Source organism: Amycolatopsis heterodermiae, from assembly GCF_034929455.1.
GTDB lineage: Bacteria > Actinomycetota > Actinomycetes > Mycobacteriales > Pseudonocardiaceae > Amycolatopsis > Amycolatopsis heterodermiae.
This window is the reverse complement of the sequence record NZ_JAYFSI010000001.1, coordinates 2,082,873-2,099,573: the sequence shown is the minus strand read 5'-3', so window position 1 is coordinate 2,099,573 and position 16,701 is coordinate 2,082,873. Positions and strand designations below refer to the sequence as shown.

The window sequence follows — 16,701 nt, the reverse complement described above, 5'->3', positions numbered from 1 at the left end:
TTACGGCGTTACGCGGCGTAGAAAGCGTGGAGGCGGTCGGCGAGGTCACGGGCGTCGGCGTTGTTGCGGCGGCGCTCGGCCTCCTCCTGGAGGGGCCGCATCCGGTCCTTGACGCGCTCGGACTTGATGCCCTCGGCGCAGTCGATGGCCTTGCCACCCACCTTGGACCCGTGGTCGAGATCGCCGTCCAGCAGGTGGTTCGTGGCCAGCGCGCTCAGCATGAAGGTCTTGGAGCGGGCCATCTCGTCGTCGTAGGAGTCGACGGCCCTGGTCAGCGCCGGGATCGCGAACTTGGTGTGCTCGGCGTTCTTCTGCGCGAGGACGGTGTGGACGGTGCCGACCATGGCGTAGACGTCGGTCTCGGTGAAGAACTTCACCCAGGACTCGGCCTCGGCCAGGTTGGCGCGCTCGAACTCGTCCTTGCTCCGGCCGAGCAGCTTCACCGCCTGCTCCTCGTTGCCCATCATCGCGTAGGCCCAGGCCTCGTTCGCGCAGAGCACGGAGACCGCCAGCTCGGAGCCCGATTCCTGGGCCGCGATCTGGCCCAGCTGGAACAGCTTCAGCGCATCGTTGGGGGCGTCCTGGTGCAGGTAGACGCGGCCCATGCGGTACAGCACGTTGGCGACCAGCGGGTGGTTGTCGCCCTGCTTGGCCAGGTCCAGCGCGTTCGCGAAGTGGCCGCGGGCGGAGTCCATCAGCCCGGTGTCGAACGACGTCCAGCCGGCCAGCGAGTGCAGGTCGGCGAGCGCGACGTACAGCCGGTTCTTCACCACGTCGGTGCCGTTGGACTCGAGCATCTGCTGTCCCCAGGACAGCTGCGCCACGACGGCGTCGCGGCAGAACCCGCCGCCGTACTGGTAGTCCAGGGCGCGCAGGGCGCGCGTCGCGGCCTCCACCTGGCGCACGTCGGTCATGCCGATGCGCCCGGGCGCCGGCGTCCGCGCCGGTCCCGCCGACCACGTGCCCGATTCCGGACCGAACACCGCCGCACCCATCGTGACCTGGGCGGCGTGCGCGAGGAACCTCCGTCGCTTCACGGACTCGTCCTCCTCAGCCTGCTGGCCGTCGGCGGAGCCGACGACGCGTATCGCCGTGGCCTCGTCGTAGGCGAGGCCCATGTATCCACGTTGGACACCCAGGCCGTCGGCGATCCGCGTGAGGACGTCGTAGGCCATGACCTGGCGACCCTTGAGGATCTCCGACACCTCGGACTGGGACTGGCCGGTCATCGCGGCGATCTGGCGCTGCGAGACACCGTGCTTGCGAAGGAGCCGGTAGACGGCGCTGATCTCGCGGCTGGCGAGAGCAGCTCTCATCTCGGGCTGCTCCCACGCGTCAGCGGGAACGGCGTGGCTCTGCCGGGCTTCGGCACCGCCACCGTTACTGGCGTCCATCGCGCCCCCTCCACTGTCCGGTCGGGCGTCTGTGAAACAGCGTAAGCAAAGCTGTCGAACCATGTGAACCGAGCGAACGACGCCCTGATCGGTCCGGGCGAAGTCCGTTGACCGCTTACCGTGGAACCGAGTCCGGTCACCGCTATGACGCCATTTCGACCTTCTATCGCACCCGGTTTCACCTCACTGTAGTTGTCAGATCTCCGTCACCGCCCGAACACCGGTAGCGATCACGGAGAGCTACGAAAACCGCAGTGCTGTGACGAAGCGATGTTGCAGAAGGCAGTTCGAAGAGGACGACAGAGCGGAGAAGGGCGTGGAGTTCGTGGACTCGTTCGCAGGGGGACATGCCGGTACGGCCACTCGCGCCGTGCGGCCGGTGGTCTCTCCCATCTCCGCCGTCCGTCCGGTCACCCCCGCCGCCGCGGTGGACCCCCGCACCGCGGCCGTCCGCCACTACGAAGGCGGACAGCTCGTGTGGCGGGTGCAGTGCGGAGACCTCATCGAGCGCGAACGCGCGGTGACGGTCTTCGTCGAGGACAACCAGGTGGTACTGGTCTCGCCCCCCGGCGAGACCGCGCGGTTGACGTCCGGCCAGCTCGGACAGCTGCGCGCCGCGCTCAACGAAGCCGCCAAGATGGCGGAAAGGTAACGGTGAGCTGATCATGGATCAGGTACTCGGGCAGGTCCTCCGCAATGCGGTCTGGGAGCGCCTCGACATGCTGACCGACCTGGCGAACCGCGCCGACGCCCAGTCGCTCGTCTCGGTCGCGCGCTCGGAACTCCCCCGCTTGACGGAGGCGTGGCGCGCGATGCTGAAGATGCACGAGCCCGACGAGCGCGGCGACTGCCCCACCTGCTCGACCCGGTGGCACCGCTGCAAGGCGCCGTGCTCGGTCTGGCAGGTCGCGCACGAGCACCTCGTGGCCGGCGGGCTCGCCCCGCAGCAGGCTCCGGCGGCCCGCGGGCTGCAGGGCCGGCGCACGAGCCCGGTGCCGACGCAGGGTCGTCCGGTCCCCGCCCCCAGCCCGGCCGAGACCACCGGGCGCCACGCCCTGGTGAACCCGCGTCGCGCGGTCACGGCCTGATCCACCCCAGTCCGGCGAGCCGCGGCCGACCGATCGCCCCATCGGACCCGCGCCGGCTCTCGCCCCGGCCGAGGACTGTTTCGCCCGCACCCCCGAGCAGCGCGAACCAGTCCTCGGCCCACCCCCTGGGCGTCTCCGCGATTAATCGAAAAAAATACGCGTTAGCCCTAGCCCGGGCGGTAATCGCCCGCTAGATTGATCATCAAGCACAGCGTGATCACCTCGTTGGTCCGCTGCGCGTCCCGCCCCGTACGTGCGGCCCCGAATTCCGCGGGCCGGTGCCGTTGCACTCCCCTCCCCCGACCGGCACCGGCCCGCGGTTCCACGTCCAGGTGCCTACCGGACCGCCTTCACCCGCAGGACCAGCACCGCGGCCAGCAGCGTCGCGACGGCCGAAGCGGCGAAGAGTCCCGAATAGCCGCCGAGGTACGCGAGCACGAGCGGCGTCAGCAGCGGGGCCACCACCTGCGGCAGCGAATTCGCGATGTTGATGACGCCCAGGTCCTTCGCGCGGTCCTGCGCCGTCGGCAGCACCTGCGTCAGCATCGCGAGCGCGACGGCCATGTACGCACCGAAACCGACGCCCAGCAGCGGCGACGCGGCGAGCGCGACCGGCCAGCTCTGCCAGATCACCAGCAGCAAAGCGGCCAACGCCATCACACCGGAGGCCGCAAGGACGTACGGCTTACGCCGTCCGGACTTGTCGGAGAAGTGCCCGGCGAGCACCGCGCCGATGACGAGCGCGACGCCGTACAGCCCCATCATGATCAACAGGCCCGTGTCGGGGTCCGCGTAGTGCACCGCGTCCTTGAGGAAGAACAGCAGGTAGAGCGTGCCGAACGCGTTGCCGAGGTTGATCATGAAGTGGCACGACCAGGCCCACGCGAAGTCCGGGTGCCGCCGCGGCGAGACCCAGAGGTTGCGCAGCACCTCACCGGCCGCCGACGACGGGCGGTGCTCGACCGGCAGCCGCGCGTCCGGCGTCCGGAGCACGAAGAAAGCGGCTCCGACCAGCACGATCCCCGCGCAGACCGCGTAGGCCAGCGGCAGCCCGGCGATGCCGAGCATCACGACGACCACCACCGCGCCGAGCACCGTGCCGAGCATCTGCGCGATGCCGACGAGCCCGCCGACCTGCGCGCGCTGCCCGACCGGGACGCGGTCGGCGATGGCCGACATCAGGGTGGCGAGCATGCCGTTGAGCCCGGCCTGCACCAGGCACCAGCCGGTGATCAGCAGTCCGACGTTCGGCGCGAAGGCCAACACCAGCAGCCCGATCGCGGCGACGATCGCACCGACGACCGTCCACGGGTGGCGGCGGCCGAACCGGGAGCACGTCCGGTCCGACAGCAGCCCGACCGCCGGGTTGACGACCAGCGCCACGACCGCGCCGGCCCCCATCACGATGCCGAGCACGAACTCCTTGTTGACCTGGTCGAGCATCTCGGCCTGCTGCGGCAGCAGCACCTGGATCGGCGCGTAGATCCCCAGCCAGAGCGCGATGTTCGCGAAGAACAGCAGGGTCATCCAGCCGGGCCGCACCCGCACGACCGGCTCGGCGAGGGCTTCCGGCAGGGCCGTGACCTCGGTCGTCTCACTACTCATCCCGCACCAGCTTCCGGTACCAGTGGAACGAGTCCTTCGGCGTGCGCCGGAGGGTCTCGTAGTCGACGTGCACCAGGCCGAAGCGCGGCGCGTAGCCCTTGGACCATTCGAAATTGTCCATCAGGGACCAGCAGAAGTACCCCCGGACATCGACCCCGGCGTCCATCGCCTCGCGCAGCGCGACGAGGTGGCTGTGCAGGAAGTCGATCCGCTCGGGGTCGTGCACGGCGCCGTCCTCGGCGACGACGTCGGCGAAACTGCAGCCGTTCTCGGTGATCTGGATCGGCGGCAGCTTGTCGCGGTAGCGCCGGTGGAAGTCCAGCAGCAGCTCGCGCAGCGCGTGCGGGACGATCGGCGAGTCGTTGGTCGTCATCGGGTAACCCTCGATCGGGCGCAGGTCGAACGGCAGCGGGTTGCCCGGGCTGGGCGCCGCGACCCCCTGCGGTTCGTAGTAGTTGACGCCGTAGAAGTCGAGCGGCTGGGCGATGGTGGGCAGGTCGTCGGCGAACCCGGCGGGAAGGTGCTCGTGGAGCTGTTCGGGGTAGGTGCCGAGCAGGACGGGATCCGCGTAAAGCCGATTGAGCAGCGCGTCGAGCCACTCGGCGGCCGCGTCGTCCTCCACACTGTCGGCGACGGGCCAGATCGGCGAGTGGTTGTTGGCCGTGCCGATGTTCGTGGCACCGGCCGCGCGCAGCGCCTGGACGGCCAGGCCGTGCGCGAGGTTCTGGTGGTGCGCGGTCGGAACGGCGTCGAGCAGGAGGGTCTGTCCGGGTGCGTACTCGCCGATCGCGTAACCGAAGATCGACATGACCATGGGCTCGTTCAGCGGAATCCACAGCTTCACCCGATCGGCGAAACGTTCACCGAGAATGTGGGCGTACTCGGCGAAGCGCTCAGCGGTACCGCGGGTGAGCCAGCCGCCCTCGTCTTCGACGGCTTGCGGGGTGTCCCAGTGGTAGAGCGTGACGGCGGGTGCGATGCCGGCCGCGCACACGGCGTCGATGAGCTTGTCGTAGAACCCGAGGCCCTCGGGGTTGGGCGCGCCCTTCCCGTCGGGCTGGATGCGGGGCCAAGCGATGGACATCCGGTAGGCGCCGACGCCGAGCTCCGCCATCAGCGCGATGTCTTCGGGGTAGCGGTGGTAGTGGTCGGCGGCTACTTTGGCTTCTTCACCGCGGGCGATCTTGCCTTCGGTCGCGGTGAACGTGTCCCAGATGGACGGTCCGCGCCCACCTTCGGTGGTGGCGCCTTCGATCTGGAACGCCGAGGTCGAAACACCCCAAAGGAAGTCGGGCGGGAAGTTCGGGTTCTGCACCGGCTGCTGACCCCTTCGTCAGGCCACCCGCATGGGTGAACATGAAAAGTTCTCATATACTAGGTCTTCACTCGTCCGTGGGGAAGCCCGTCGGCGCGATAAAGTCCCAGATCAGACGAGGAGGAGTGCCGTGTCCGACATCCAGGCCGCGAAGGTGCCGGCAGAAGCGACCCCCCTACGCCGGCAGCCGGTCCAGCAACGCAGCGCGAAACGGGTCGAGCAGATGCTCGACGCGAGCGCGGCGCTGATCGACGAGCTCGGCTACGACGCGCTGACGACCACCCTGATCGCCAAACGAGCAGGGGTCGCCGTCGGTTCGCTGTACCAGTTCTTCCCGGACAAACGCGCCGTCGTGCAAGCGCTTACCGCCCGCAACCTCGAACGGTTCGTCGGCGCGGTCAACGAGCGCCTCAAGCAGCTGGGCCCCGAGCACTGGTGGGACGTCGTGGACTCGATCCTCGACATCTACCTGGAGATGCACCGCTCGGTACCGGGCTTCTCGAAGGTCCACTTCGGCGACATCATCGACCGCCAGCTGCTCGACGAGACCCGCGACAACAACGCGGTGATCGTCGATTCCCTGACGGACCTCCTGGCCTCCCAGGTCGACCGCCCGGTGGAGGACCTCCGCTTCGCGATCACGATCGCCAACGAGGTCGCGGACGCGCTCCTGAAGCTGGCGTTCCGCAAGGAGCCGAGCGGCGACGAGAAGTTCGTGGCGGAGGCGAAGTACGTGGTGAAGGGGTACTTGGCGGCGCGGTTCGGGGAGAAGTCCTAGCTGTCCACAGAAGTTGTCCACAGGCTTCCACAGTTGTGGACAACCCTGGGGTTTGGCCTGTTCTCAGCCGGGTTTGTCCTGGGGCGCCGATAGACTGGACCTGGGGACGCCCCCCTGGGAGAGGCGGGGGCTGCTTTCCGGGCGGGGGCCTGGTGGAAGCAGGTTTCTGCGGTTGGTTCCGGGGCCTGCGGGGGCTTGATCGGCGATCGATGCTCGTTGGTCTCTGCTCGCGAGTGCGGCGAACCCGGCGGTCGGCCGGTGGACCCGGAGCTGTGGGCTGCGGTTGATTCGGAATGCTTGCCCGATGGGTTCCCGCGGCGGGCGGTTGGTGAGCCGGGTTCGCCCGTCCGGGGACGGGGACGAAGCGGGTCCGTGCGGCGGAATCCATGTTCTGCCGCACGGACGTGGTACCCGGGTGCCTTGGTCAGCCGAAGTTCTGGTGCTCGCCTCGGTACGTCGGGACCGTGCGCTCCACTCGGTCGCCCAGGACCAGGTGGTAGTGCGTGAAGCGCTCGGCCAGCTCGCCCGCCTTGGCGTGGCGGAGCCAGACGCGGTCGCCCAGTTGCAGGGTTCGGGCCGCCCTCCCCGTCACCGGGGACTGGACCTCGCCCGCTCCTTCGAAGCCGAGGAACTTCAGGCCCGTTGGCAGGTAGGGCGTCGGCTGGCGGGACGGGCCCGTCGGGCCGGAGGCGATGTAGCCGCCCGAGTACAGCGTGGCGATCTTGCGGGTGGGGCGGCGGACCACCGGTAGCGCGAACAGCGCCGCCGGGCGGGGCTTGAAGCGGGTGTACGCGTCGAAGAGGGTCGGGCCGATCAGGCCCGAGCCGGCCGCGATCTCCGTGACCACCGCGTCCGCGCCCGTCGACTCGATGCTGCCCGTGCCGCCGCCGTTGACGAACTCCAGGTTCGTCACCTCGCGGACCTCGCGGACCGCGGCGCCGCGGCGGCGGGCCAGTTCGGCGGCCGAACGGCGTTGCATCCAGCCGACCACCAGCCGGTTGACGCGGCGGCCCGCGGCGTCGCCGAGGCCGGCGATCTGGCCTTCGTAGGCCATGACGCCGACCAGGTTGAAGCCCGGGCGGGCCACGACCTGGCGGGCGAACGTCGCGGCCTGCTTCGGCGTGAAGATCGGGGACCGCCGGGTGCCGACGTGGATGCCGGGCACCGGGCGCCACGAAGCGTCCAGCTCCAGGCAGACGCGGATTTCCGGGTGGCCGTGGCCCAGGGCGGCGTCCACGAGGTCCAGGTGCTCCGGCGAGTCGACCATGATCGTGATCGACGCGCGGGCTTGGTCGGACGCGGCCAGGCGGCGGAGGGCGTCGTGGTCCGCGGTCGGGTACGCGACGACGACGTCGTCGGTCGTGCCCTGCTCGACGTGCCAGATGGCTTCGGCCAGCGAGTAGCACATCAGGCCTTCGAAGCCCGGCATCGCGAGGACGCGCTCGAGCAGCGCCCGGCAGCGGACCGACTTGCTCACCACCCGGATCGGCTTGCCGGCCGCGCGCCGGTGGAGGTCGTCGGCGTTCGCGTCGAAAGCAGCCAAGTCGACGACGGCCAAGGGTGGATCGAGGTCCTTGGTCGCCAAGTCGTACACCGTCGCACTGGTCACGAGGTCTAAAGTACGACAACAAAGCTTGAAACGCGAATACTGTTCACATACTGTCTCGGACAATCGACCGATGGAGGGGGCGCGCATGACCCGGTGGACCAACTGGGCGGGCACGGCGTCCGCCTCGCCGCAGCACGTTCACCAGCCGCGGAGCGCGGCTGAGATCGCGGCGACCGTCGCGAGCATCGCCGCGGCCGGCCGGACCGTGCGCCCCTGGGGCAGCGGCCACTCCTTCACCGCGATCGCCGTCGCCGACTCCGACGCGCTCGACCTGCGCGGCTGGACCGGCATCGAGCGGGCCGACCTCGAAACCGGGCACGTCACCGTCCGCGCGGGCACCACGATCAAGCAGCTCAACGCCGCGCTCGACACGCTCGGGCTCGCCATGACCAACCTCGGCGACATCGACGCGCAGACCATCGCGGGCGCGATTTCGACCGGCACGCACGGCACCGGCGCCCACCTCGGCGGCATCGCCACCCAGATCGTGGCGCTCGAGCTCGTCCTGGGTGACGGCTCGGTCGTCACCTGCTCGGCCGGCGAGCGCCCGGACCTCTTCTCCGCCGCCCGCGTCGGACTCGGCGCGCTCGGCGTGATCACCACCGTGACGCTGAAGTGCGAGCCGTCGTTCGTGCTGCGCGCGCAGGAACGCCCGGAGCCGCTGGAGCAGGTCCTCGAGGGGTTTGACGACTTCGCCGCGGACAACGAGCACTTCGAGTTCTACTGGTTCCCCTACGGCAAGAACGCGCTGGTCAAGCGCAACAACCGCTGCGAGACGGCAGAGCCGCTGAGCCGGGTCCGCCAGTTCGTCGACTACGAGATCATGGAGAACGTCGCGTTCGGCGGGCTCTGCCGGACGGGCCGGCTGATGCCGCGGCTCGTGCCGTCGCTCAACAGCTTCGCGTCGAACATGCTCTCAGCGCGCGAGTACAGCGACCTCTCGCACCGCGTTTTCGTCACCGCGCGCAACGTCCGGTTCACCGAAACGGAATACGCTGTTCCACGTGAATCAGTGCACGAAGTCCTCGCCGAGCTGCGCGCGCTGGTGCCGAAGCTGCGGGACCCGGTGATGTTCCCGGTCGAGGTCCGCGTCGCGGCCGCCGACGACATCTGGCTCTCGACCGCGCAGGGCCGCGACTCGGCCTACATCGCGATCCACCAGTTCACCGGCATGCCCTACCGCGAGTACTTCGGCGCGTTCGAGAAGATCGCCGGCGCGGTCGGCGGCCGCCCGCACTGGGGCAAGATGCACGACCTCGACGCCGGCGTCCTCCGCTCGCGCTACCCGCACTTCGACGACTTCCTGCGCGTGCGCAAGGAAACCGACCCGAGCGGCGTCTTCACGAACACCTACCTGGACCGCGTTCTCGGCCCCGTCGGCTAGAAGAGGGCGGACACCGATTCGCCGTTGTGGATCCGGCGGATCGCCTCGGCCATCGCCGGGGCGATCGAGAGGATCTTCAGCTTTTCGGTGCGTTCCTCTTCCGGCACCGGGACGGTGTTGGTGCAGACGATCTCCAGCACCTCCGGCCGGTCGCCGATGCGCTCGATGGCCTTCGCCGCGAACAAGCCGTGCGTGCAGGCGACGCGGATCGAGCGCGGCCGCAGCTCGGCCAGCCTGTCGAGCAGTTCGAGGACCGTGCTGCCCTTGGCGATCTCGTCGTCGAGGACGATCACGTCGCGGCCGGTGATCTCGCCGATCACCGAGGTGATCTGGACGCGGTCGTCCGGGAAACGTTCCTTCGCGCCGGCCGCGACCTGGACGCCGAGGAGCCGCGCGAAGTGCGACGCCTCCTTCGCGTTGCCCAGGTCGGGCGAGACGACGGTGGTGCGCGAAAGGTCGTACTGCCGGAAGTGCTTGGCCAGCTCCTGCAGCGCGTGCAGGTGGTCGACGGGGACGCTGAAGAACCCGTGCACCTGCGGTGAGTGCAGCGTCATCGCGAGGACGCGGTTCGCGCCGGCCGCCACCAGCAGGTCGGCGACGAGGCGGCCGCCGATGGAGATGCGCGGCGCGTCCTTCTTGTCCGAGCGCGCGTACGAGTAGTGCGGCATCACGGCGGTAATCCGGGACGCCGAGGCTCCGCGCGCGGCGTCGAGCATCAGCAGCAGCTCGACGAGGTGCTCCTGCACCGGGCGCACGAGCGGCTGGATGATGAAGACGTCCCGCTCGCGGCAGTTCGCCTGCAGCTGGACGCCGAGGCAGTCGTTCGCGAAGCGCTCGATCTCGACGGGCCGCAGCGGCACGCCGAGCTGCTCGCAGATCTCTTCGGCCAGCTCGGGGTGCGCGCTGCCGCTGAAGACGGCGATTTCTCTGGATTCTTCGTTCACAGTGCTGAAATCGCCTCGTCGATCGCGGTCTCGCCCGAAATCAGTTCCAGGGTGCGACGCGCGGTCGACGGCGTGTCGAGCAGCGCGACGAGCATCGCGGCGACGTCGTCACGCGGCACCGGACCGCGGCCGGTCTTGTCGGCCAGCAGGACCAGGCCGGTGCCGGGGTCGTCGGTCAGCGCGCCCGGCCGGAGGATCGTCCAGTCGAGGTCGCGGGCCTTGAGGTCGTCCTCGGCCGCGCGCTTGGCGCGCAGGTAGACGCGGAAGTCCTCGGTGGCGTCGGGGTTCTCCGGGTTGTCGGCGCCCATGGAGCCGACCTGGATGTGACGCCGCACACCGGCCTGCAGGGCCGCGTCGGCGAAGAGGGCCGCGGCGCCGCGGTCCACAGTGTCCTTGCGCGCGGACCCGCTGCCCGGGCCGGCACCCGCAGCGAACACCGCGGCGTCGGCGCCCTTCAGCACCTCGGCGACGGTGTCCACATCGGAGTTCTCCAGGTCGAGCACGACGGCCTGGGCACCGGCGGACTCGAGGTCCGCCGTGTGGGCGGGATTCCGGATGATCCCGACCCCTTCGTCACCTCGTGCGGCAAGCAGCCGCTCGAGCCGCAACGCGATCTGACCGTGTCCACCAGCAATGACGACTCGCATGCCACCGACCCTAGTAGGGATCGATCAAGACCGTCAGTCGAGTTCGGCGGGGGCCTCGGCAGTGCGGAGCAGGTGGTCGTAGACGATCTCGTTCACCAGACGGGAAACCGGGTCCTCCGCCAGCACGACGCGCTCGGTGCGGCCCTCGAGGTCGAGGTCGACGACCGAGTTCGGGTCGGCGGTGACGATCCCGAGGCCGTACGCGCGGGCTCGCGGCAGGCAGTTGCCGACGTAGTCCTCGGTCAGCACGGCCGGCGACGGCAGCACCATCGCGGCCTCGCCGTAGCGGGCGAACGGAACCGCGGAGGCCATCGCGGTGCGCCAGTGGCGCGCGACGGCCAGGACGCCGATGATCTCGGCGGCCGGGGCGGGGGCGGTTCCGGCCAGCTCCGGCCAGGTCCAGGTGTCGACAGTGGCCCGATCGGCCACCGGGCCGGCACCCATCGCGATGCGTTCGGCGTGCACGTCGGTGCGAAGCTTGGCGACCACGCAGACCTTGCGGCCCAGGATCGTGATCTCGGGAAGGACGACGCCGTTCCAGCCCAGCTGGGCCGCGGCGGCGCGGGCGAGTTCGTCGACGCTCGCGGGGAGCTCGATCGGCGGCACCACCCGGCTCGGCATCGACCGGCTGCGCTTCGCGCCACCGGCGACCGTCGAGCGATCGGTGTTCTGAGGTGTAGCCGCCACGTGTCCGCCTCCTTCTGAACTGCACCGCGTCGTGACCGGTGAAACCGGCACCTCACTTGTCTAACAGCGCGGCGGCGCGGCGTCGCCGGGTAGTGCGAGTGGCTGCGATCGGCGGCGCCCAGCGGTCGATGACCGGTCGGTAGGCGGTCATGGGACTTCGGTCGAACGGTGCGGCCAACCGAGTGATCGCGAGGTGAGTGGCACTACCGTCCGCCCGCGAACGACTACCCAGGGCGCGAATCCGGACGTCGGGACCACCTTCGCCCGACTAGCCCGTTCGGCGCAACCCGGGGAGAATCCACAGTGGACGCAGGGCGCTGAGCTGCGGTTGTCCACTGTCACCCACACGGCGGTGAGCTACGCCGCAGCGGACACCGGCGCCCGCGACTAAAGTTACCGACCAGTCACTTAGTCGTCGCCGTGGAGGACCGATGCGCTCCCCGAAGGACTTCTTCGCCCCGCTCGCCCTGGGCGCGCCCGCCCCCGTGCGGGAGATCCCGGTGACGCCGTCCCGGATGATCCACTTCTTCGACCCGAGCAACGAGAAGATGGCCGCGAAGGCGCCGGACATCGCGAAAAAGGTCGATGTCCTGCTCGGAAACCTCGAAGACGCCGTGCGCGCCGACCGCAAGGAGGCCGCGCGCGACGGACTCGTCGCCATCGCCAAGGCGAACGACTTCGGGAAGACGCAGCTGTGGACCCGCGTCAACAGCCTGGACTCGCCGTGGGTGCTCGACGACCTGGTGACGCTCGTCACCGAGATCGGCGACAAGCTCGACGTGATCATGGTGCCGAAGGTCGAGGGCGCGCAGGACATCCACTACGTCGACCGGCTGCTGGCCCAGCTCGAAGCGCGTGCCGGGCTGACGAAGCCGTTGCTGGTGCACGCGATCCTCGAGACGGCGAGCGGCGTGGCCAATGTGGAGGAGATCGCCGGCGCCAGCCCGCGGATGCAGGGCATCTCGCTCGGCCCGGCCGACCTGGCCGCGAGCCGCCGGATGAAGACGACCCGCGTCGGCGGCGGCCACCCCGGATACCTGGTGCGCACCGACCCGACCGGGGAGGACCTGAACGAAGGCCGGACGACGTACCAGCAGGACCTCTGGCACTACACGGTCGCGCGGATGGTCGACGCGTGCGCGATGCACGGGATCCTGCCGTACTACGGGCCGTTCGGGGACATCCGCGACGTCGTCGCGTGCGAGGACCAGTTCCGGAACGCGTTCCTGCTCGGCTGCGTCGGCGCGTGGAGCCTGCACCCCGTGCAGATCGACATCGCGAAGAAGGTGTTCTCGCCCGCACCGTCCGATGTGGCCTGGGCGCGTCGCGTCATCGCGGAGATGGGCGACGGCACCGGCGCCGTGATGATCGACGGGAAGATGCAGGACGACGCGTCGGTGAAGCAGTGCCGCGTGGTCGCCGAACTGGCCGACGCCCTCGCGGCGGACGACCCCCAACTCGCGGCCGCCTACGACGCCGCCACCAAGGAGATCCTCGGATGACCACGCCTAGACGCTCTGTCCTCTACATGCCCGGCGCCAACGAGCGCGCGCTGGAGAAGGCCAAGACCATCCCGGCGGACGCGCTGATCCTCGACCTCGAGGACGCCGTCGCGCCGGACGCGAAGGAAGCCGCGCGCGAACGCGTCTGCGCCGCTGCTTCGTCGGGCGACTACGGCGACCGCGAGGTGACGATCCGCGTCAACGGCCTCGACACCGAGTGGCACGACGCCGACCTGCGCGCGGCCGCGTCCGCCGGGCCGGCCGCGGTGGTCGTGCCGAAGGTGAACTCGGCGTCCGAAGTGCACAACATCGAGCGCGCGCTGGAGCTGGGCGGCGCCCCGGACCACACGAAGATCTGGGCGATGGTCGAGACGCCCGTCGCGATGCTGCACGCCGAGGAGATCGCGGCGGCGTCCGAACGGCTGACCGTGCTGGTGATGGGCACGAACGACCTCGCCAAGGAGCTGCACGCGGAGTTCGTCCCGGGCCGCGGCCCGCTGCTGGGCGGGCTTTCGCTGTGCCTGCTGGCCGCGCGCGCGACCGGCAAGGTGATCCTCGACGGCGTCTACAACGACGTGAAGGACCTGTCCGGGTTCGAAGAGGAGTGCGTCCAGGGCCGCCAGTACGGCTTCGACGGGAAGACGCTCATCCACCCGTCCCAGGTGGAGCCGTGCAACCGGGTCTTCGCACCGTCCGAAGAGGAGATCGACCGGTCGCGCCGGATCATCGAGGCCTTCGAGAAGGCCGGCAGCGGCGTGGTGACGGTGGACGGCCGGATGATCGAGAACCTGCACGTCGACAACGCGCGGCGGGTGCTCGCGCTGGCCGAGGCGGTCAAGGCCTGACCTCCGGTGGCCGGGCGCAGGCCCGGCCACCGGTCGGTTCAGCTCGGCAGTGAGTCCGTCCATTCGGCACTGATCCCGATGGTGGTGCCCTCGGCCGCGCTGTACCTCGCGCCTTCCGCGGTCACGAACGTCGAGGTCTTGTTCACCCGGCCGGTCGCCGGGTCGACGACGAGCAGTCCCTCTCCCGCCAGTGGCAGCTGCAGGCCTTGCCCGCCCGGCACCGCGCCGACCGCGCGTACCCCGGGGTACGCGGCGATCGCCCGGAACGACGCCGCGCGGACCGCCGGGGGCGCGGGCAGCGTGGACACGAGCGAGACCAGTCCTTCCAGCACCGCCTGCTGCCGCTGGTCCGCGGTCAGCGGGCCGGCACTCGTCCGGATGTCGCTGTGCGCCACCAGGTTCGTGATCCAGTCCCGCAGTGCCCCCGGCTCGGCGGGGAGTTTCTGGATCCGGTCCATGGTCACTTCCGCGCCACCCAGCCTGAAGGGCAGCTCCCCCAGCGGCATGACCCGGCCGCCGGTCTTCGCGGCACGGAACCACACGTGCGCGTCCGCCTTGGTCCAGTATTCGTAGGTCTCGGACGCGTTGATCTTGACGTGCCAGTAGGTGCCGGTGCTCGCCGGCGCCTTCGCGGCCACCGTGGCCGCGGCGAGCAGGATCTCCTGGCCGGTGACGGCGACGGGGGCCGCGGCCTGCGGGGCCGGCGCGGGGGCCGGGGTTCCGGGCAGCGTCGCCACCACGACGGCGGCCGCGGCCGCGACGGCGACCAGTCCGGCGCCGATCGCTAGCGGGCGGACGTGCCGGCGACGGCGGGCGGCCAGCATGTGGTTCTGGAGCCGGTGCCGGCTGCGGTCGACGACGTCCTGGGCGGGCTCGTCGGGGGTCAGCGCCGCGCGCAGTGTCTGCAGGTCATTCATCACGCGCCTCCTGGGCGAGTACGGGGGTGAGCTTCTTGCGGGCGCGGCTGAGCCGGGAGCCGACCGTGCCCGGGGAGATGCCGAGGGCCTCGGCGACTTCCGCGTAGCCGAGGTCGGCGAGAGCGACCAGCAGCAGGACGTCACGCTCCCCCGCGGTCAGGCGTGACAACGCTTTTCCCAGCCGGCCGGCGTCGAGGACACGGTTTTCGTGGCCCTCGGCGGGCCGGGGCGTCTCGAGCCGCGCGAGCGCGCGGTAGTGCCGGGCCTCCTTGCGGCGGTGCCGGGACACGAGGTTCGTCGCGATGCCGAACAGCCAGGCCCGCAGATCGCCGCGGGTGGCGTCGAACGTCTTCCGGCGGTCGAAGGCGACGAGGAACGTCTCGGCGGCGACGTCCTCCGCCACCTGGGCGCCGAGCCGGCCGGCGACGTACCGGTAGATGGCCGTGAAGTGCCGGTCGTGCACCTCGGTGAACAGTTCGGTGCCGAGCACCGGGGCCGCCGTCATGGGGCTGCCTCTGTCATGGGGATCCTTTCCCGTCGGCGACAGCTTCACCACCACTTCGCCGCGGGCCCGGATCTTCTTCCCTCTTCTTTACCCGACCGGCCAGGGGCGCTGCGGCGGCCGAAGGCCCTCGTACGCCGCGGCCGCGCGCAGCACGCCGACGTCGTCGAAGCGGCGGCCGCTGATCTGGAGGCCGATCGGGCGGCCGTCGTCGGTGTAACCGCAGTTCACGGACACCGCGGGCTGGCCGGACATGTTGTAGGGCACGGTGAACCCGATGTGCTCGAACGGCCGAGCCGGGTCGTTCGTCGGGGATGCCCACTCCGCGGGCGGCGCCGCGACCGGGCAGGTCGGCGAGAGCACCACGTCGAACGACGAAGTCGCGCGCAGGGCCGCGACGCTGATCGTGTCGATCTGCGCGAAGCCGCGGTAGACGTCCACACCGGACAGGTTCGCGCCGCCCGCCGCCCACTCCGCGATGTAGGGCAGCACCTTCGCGCGCCGGTCGAGCGGCAACGACGTCATGTCGGACCAGGCGCGGGTGCGCCAGAACGTGTCGAGTCCGCTGAGCATCTCGCGGGTGAGGAACGGCCCGACCGGCTCGACGACCGCGCCCGCGGCCTCGAACGCGCGGGCCGCCGCGGTGACGGCGTCGCGGGTGGCCGGGTCGACCGGGAGACCGGGACCGGAGTCGAGCTGCAGGCCGACGCGCAGCCCTTCGAGCGAGCCGTCGAGCGAAGACCACGGCAGGTCGGCGGGCGGCAGGCTCAGGTGGTCACGCGGATCGGGCGCGGACAGCACGCTCATCAGCAACGCCGTGTCGGCGACCGTGCGGGTCATCGGGCCGGCGACGCGGCCGAGGAACGGCGGGTCGACCGGCACCCGGCCGAAGCTCGGCTTCAACCCGACCAGGCCGCACCAGCCGGCCGGCAGCCGGATCGAGCCGCCGATGTCGGTGCCGACGTGCAGCGGGCCGTACCCCGCGGCGCCCGCCGCACCCGCGCCCGCGCTCGATCCGCCCGGCGACGCCGACGGCTGCCACGGGTTGCGCGCGGTGGTGTGGAAACTCGACAGGCCGGAGGTCAGCATCCCGTAGTCCGGCATGGTCGTCTTGGCCAGCAGGACACCGCCGGACTCGCGGATCCGCGCGGCCGCCGGAGCGTCTTCGGCCGCCGGGACCAGCGCGGTCGCGGCCGTGCCCAGCGGGACCGGGGTGCCGCGGGTCGCGATGTTCTCCTTGAGCGTCAGCGGGACGCCGTCGATCGGGCCCAGCGGTTCACCCGCGTGCCAACGTGCTTCGGCACTCTTCGCGTCGTCACGCGCGGCCGACGGGTCGTACGCGTACAGCGCGTGCAGCTCGGGTTCCCGAGCCTCGATGCGCGCCAGGACGGCTTCGGTCACCTCGACCGGCGAGAGCGTCTTCGCGCGGTACTGCGCGACGAGTTCGACGGCGGTCAAGTCGGGCAGCTCGGTCATGAGCCCTC

General features: G+C 70.5%; 16 protein-coding genes. 6 read left to right on the top strand and 10 right to left on the bottom strand.

The features are described from left to right. Window positions 1–8: 8 nt before the first annotated feature. Window positions 9–1,394, bottom strand: a complete 1,386-nt coding sequence (locus VA596_RS10280; RefSeq protein ID WP_323325420.1) for a helix-turn-helix transcriptional regulator — start codon at window positions 1,392–1,394, stop codon at window positions 9–11. A gap of 316 nt (window positions 1,395–1,710) precedes the next feature. Between VA596_RS10280 and VA596_RS10275 the strand changes: the two genes are divergently transcribed. Together VA596_RS10275 and VA596_RS10270 are read left to right on the top strand one after the other, a co-directional pair. Then, a complete protein-coding gene (locus tag VA596_RS10275) occupies window positions 1,711–2,046 on the top strand; it encodes a hypothetical protein (protein ID WP_323325419.1) in 336 nt (111 codons plus the stop codon). Window positions 2,047–2,059: 13 nt separating this feature from the next. Further along, window positions 2,060–2,482, top strand: coding sequence for a hypothetical protein (locus VA596_RS10270; protein ID WP_323325417.1), 423 nt, complete (start codon window positions 2,060–2,062; stop codon window positions 2,480–2,482). Between the two features lie 336 nt (window positions 2,483–2,818). Here the strand turns inward: VA596_RS10270 and VA596_RS10265 are convergent, their stop codons facing one another. After that, window positions 2,819–4,087 carry an MFS transporter gene (locus VA596_RS10265; RefSeq protein WP_323325415.1) on the bottom strand — a complete coding sequence of 423 codons (1,269 nt, stop codon included), beginning with the start codon at window positions 4,085–4,087 and terminating at the stop codon, window positions 2,819–2,821. Further along, window positions 4,080–5,402 (bottom strand): GH1 family beta-glucosidase, encoded by a 1,323-nt coding sequence (locus VA596_RS10260; protein ID WP_323325414.1) that lies wholly within the window; start codon window positions 5,400–5,402, stop codon window positions 4,080–4,082. Before VA596_RS10260 ends, VA596_RS10265 begins: the two co-directional genes overlap by 8 nt. A gap of 130 nt (window positions 5,403–5,532) precedes the next feature. Here VA596_RS10260 and VA596_RS10255 point away from each other — a divergent pair, with 130 nt between their 5' ends. After that, window positions 5,533–6,180 carry a TetR/AcrR family transcriptional regulator gene (locus VA596_RS10255; protein WP_323325412.1) on the top strand — a complete coding sequence of 216 codons (648 nt, stop codon included), beginning with the start codon at window positions 5,533–5,535 and terminating at the stop codon, window positions 6,178–6,180. Between the two features lie 424 nt (window positions 6,181–6,604). On the opposite strand, the gene VA596_RS10250 is transcribed toward VA596_RS10255, so the two are convergent. Beyond that, window positions 6,605–7,789, bottom strand: coding sequence for an amino acid deaminase/aldolase (locus VA596_RS10250; protein ID WP_323325410.1), 1,185 nt, complete (start codon window positions 7,787–7,789; stop codon window positions 6,605–6,607). 85 nt (window positions 7,790–7,874) lie between these two features. Here VA596_RS10250 and VA596_RS10245 point away from each other — a divergent pair, with 85 nt between their 5' ends. After that, complete coding sequence (locus tag VA596_RS10245; protein WP_323325408.1) at window positions 7,875–9,173, top strand: D-arabinono-1,4-lactone oxidase; 1,299 nt, start codon at window positions 7,875–7,877, stop codon at window positions 9,171–9,173. Here VA596_RS10245 and VA596_RS10240 read toward each other — a convergent pair. The 3 genes from VA596_RS10240 to VA596_RS10230 are packed head-to-tail and all read right to left on the bottom strand — an operon-like array spanning window position 9,170 to window position 11,451. Further along, entirely contained in the window at window positions 9,170–10,117 is a 948-nt protein-coding gene (locus tag VA596_RS10240; protein WP_323325406.1) for a ribose-phosphate diphosphokinase, read from the bottom strand. The genes VA596_RS10245 and VA596_RS10240 overlap by 4 nt on opposite strands. Further along, the gene (locus VA596_RS10235; protein WP_323325404.1) at window positions 10,114–10,764 is read right to left on the bottom strand and encodes an NAD(P)H-binding protein; all 651 of its coding nucleotides are present in this window, start codon (window positions 10,762–10,764) and stop codon (window positions 10,114–10,116) included. Before VA596_RS10235 ends, VA596_RS10240 begins: the two co-directional genes overlap by 4 nt. A 33-nt stretch (window positions 10,765–10,797) precedes the next feature. Continuing rightward, a complete protein-coding gene (locus tag VA596_RS10230) occupies window positions 10,798–11,451 on the bottom strand; it encodes a hypothetical protein (protein ID WP_323325402.1) in 654 nt (217 codons plus the stop codon). Window positions 11,452–11,882: 431 nt separating this feature from the next. On the opposite strand from VA596_RS10230, the gene VA596_RS10225 reads away from it, so the two are divergent. Together VA596_RS10225 and VA596_RS10220 are read left to right on the top strand one after the other, a co-directional pair. Then, a complete protein-coding gene (locus VA596_RS10225) occupies window positions 11,883–12,953 on the top strand; it encodes an HpcH/HpaI aldolase/citrate lyase family protein (RefSeq protein ID WP_323325400.1) in 1,071 nt (356 codons plus the stop codon). Continuing rightward, on the top strand, window positions 12,950–13,798 hold the full coding sequence (locus tag VA596_RS10220; protein WP_323325398.1) for an HpcH/HpaI aldolase/citrate lyase family protein: 849 nt from the start codon (window positions 12,950–12,952) through the stop codon (window positions 13,796–13,798). The genes VA596_RS10225 and VA596_RS10220 overlap by 4 nt, the downstream gene beginning before the upstream one ends. Before the next feature lie 38 nt (window positions 13,799–13,836). Here the strand turns inward: VA596_RS10220 and VA596_RS10215 are convergent, their stop codons facing one another. From VA596_RS10215 to VA596_RS10205, 3 genes are all read right to left on the bottom strand, one after another. After that, window positions 13,837–14,715: a CU044_5270 family protein gene (locus VA596_RS10215; protein WP_323325396.1), complete on the bottom strand. Its 879-nt coding sequence runs from the start codon at window positions 14,713–14,715 to the stop codon at window positions 13,837–13,839. Continuing rightward, the gene (locus tag VA596_RS10210) at window positions 14,708–15,220 is read right to left on the bottom strand and encodes an RNA polymerase sigma factor (protein WP_323325394.1); all 513 of its coding nucleotides are present in this window, start codon (window positions 15,218–15,220) and stop codon (window positions 14,708–14,710) included. The genes VA596_RS10215 and VA596_RS10210 overlap by 8 nt, the downstream gene beginning before the upstream one ends. 87 nt (window positions 15,221–15,307) lie before the next feature. Next, window positions 15,308–16,693 (bottom strand): amidase, encoded by a 1,386-nt coding sequence (locus tag VA596_RS10205; RefSeq protein ID WP_323325392.1) that lies wholly within the window; start codon window positions 16,691–16,693, stop codon window positions 15,308–15,310. Between the last annotated feature and the right edge of the window lie 8 nt (window positions 16,694–16,701).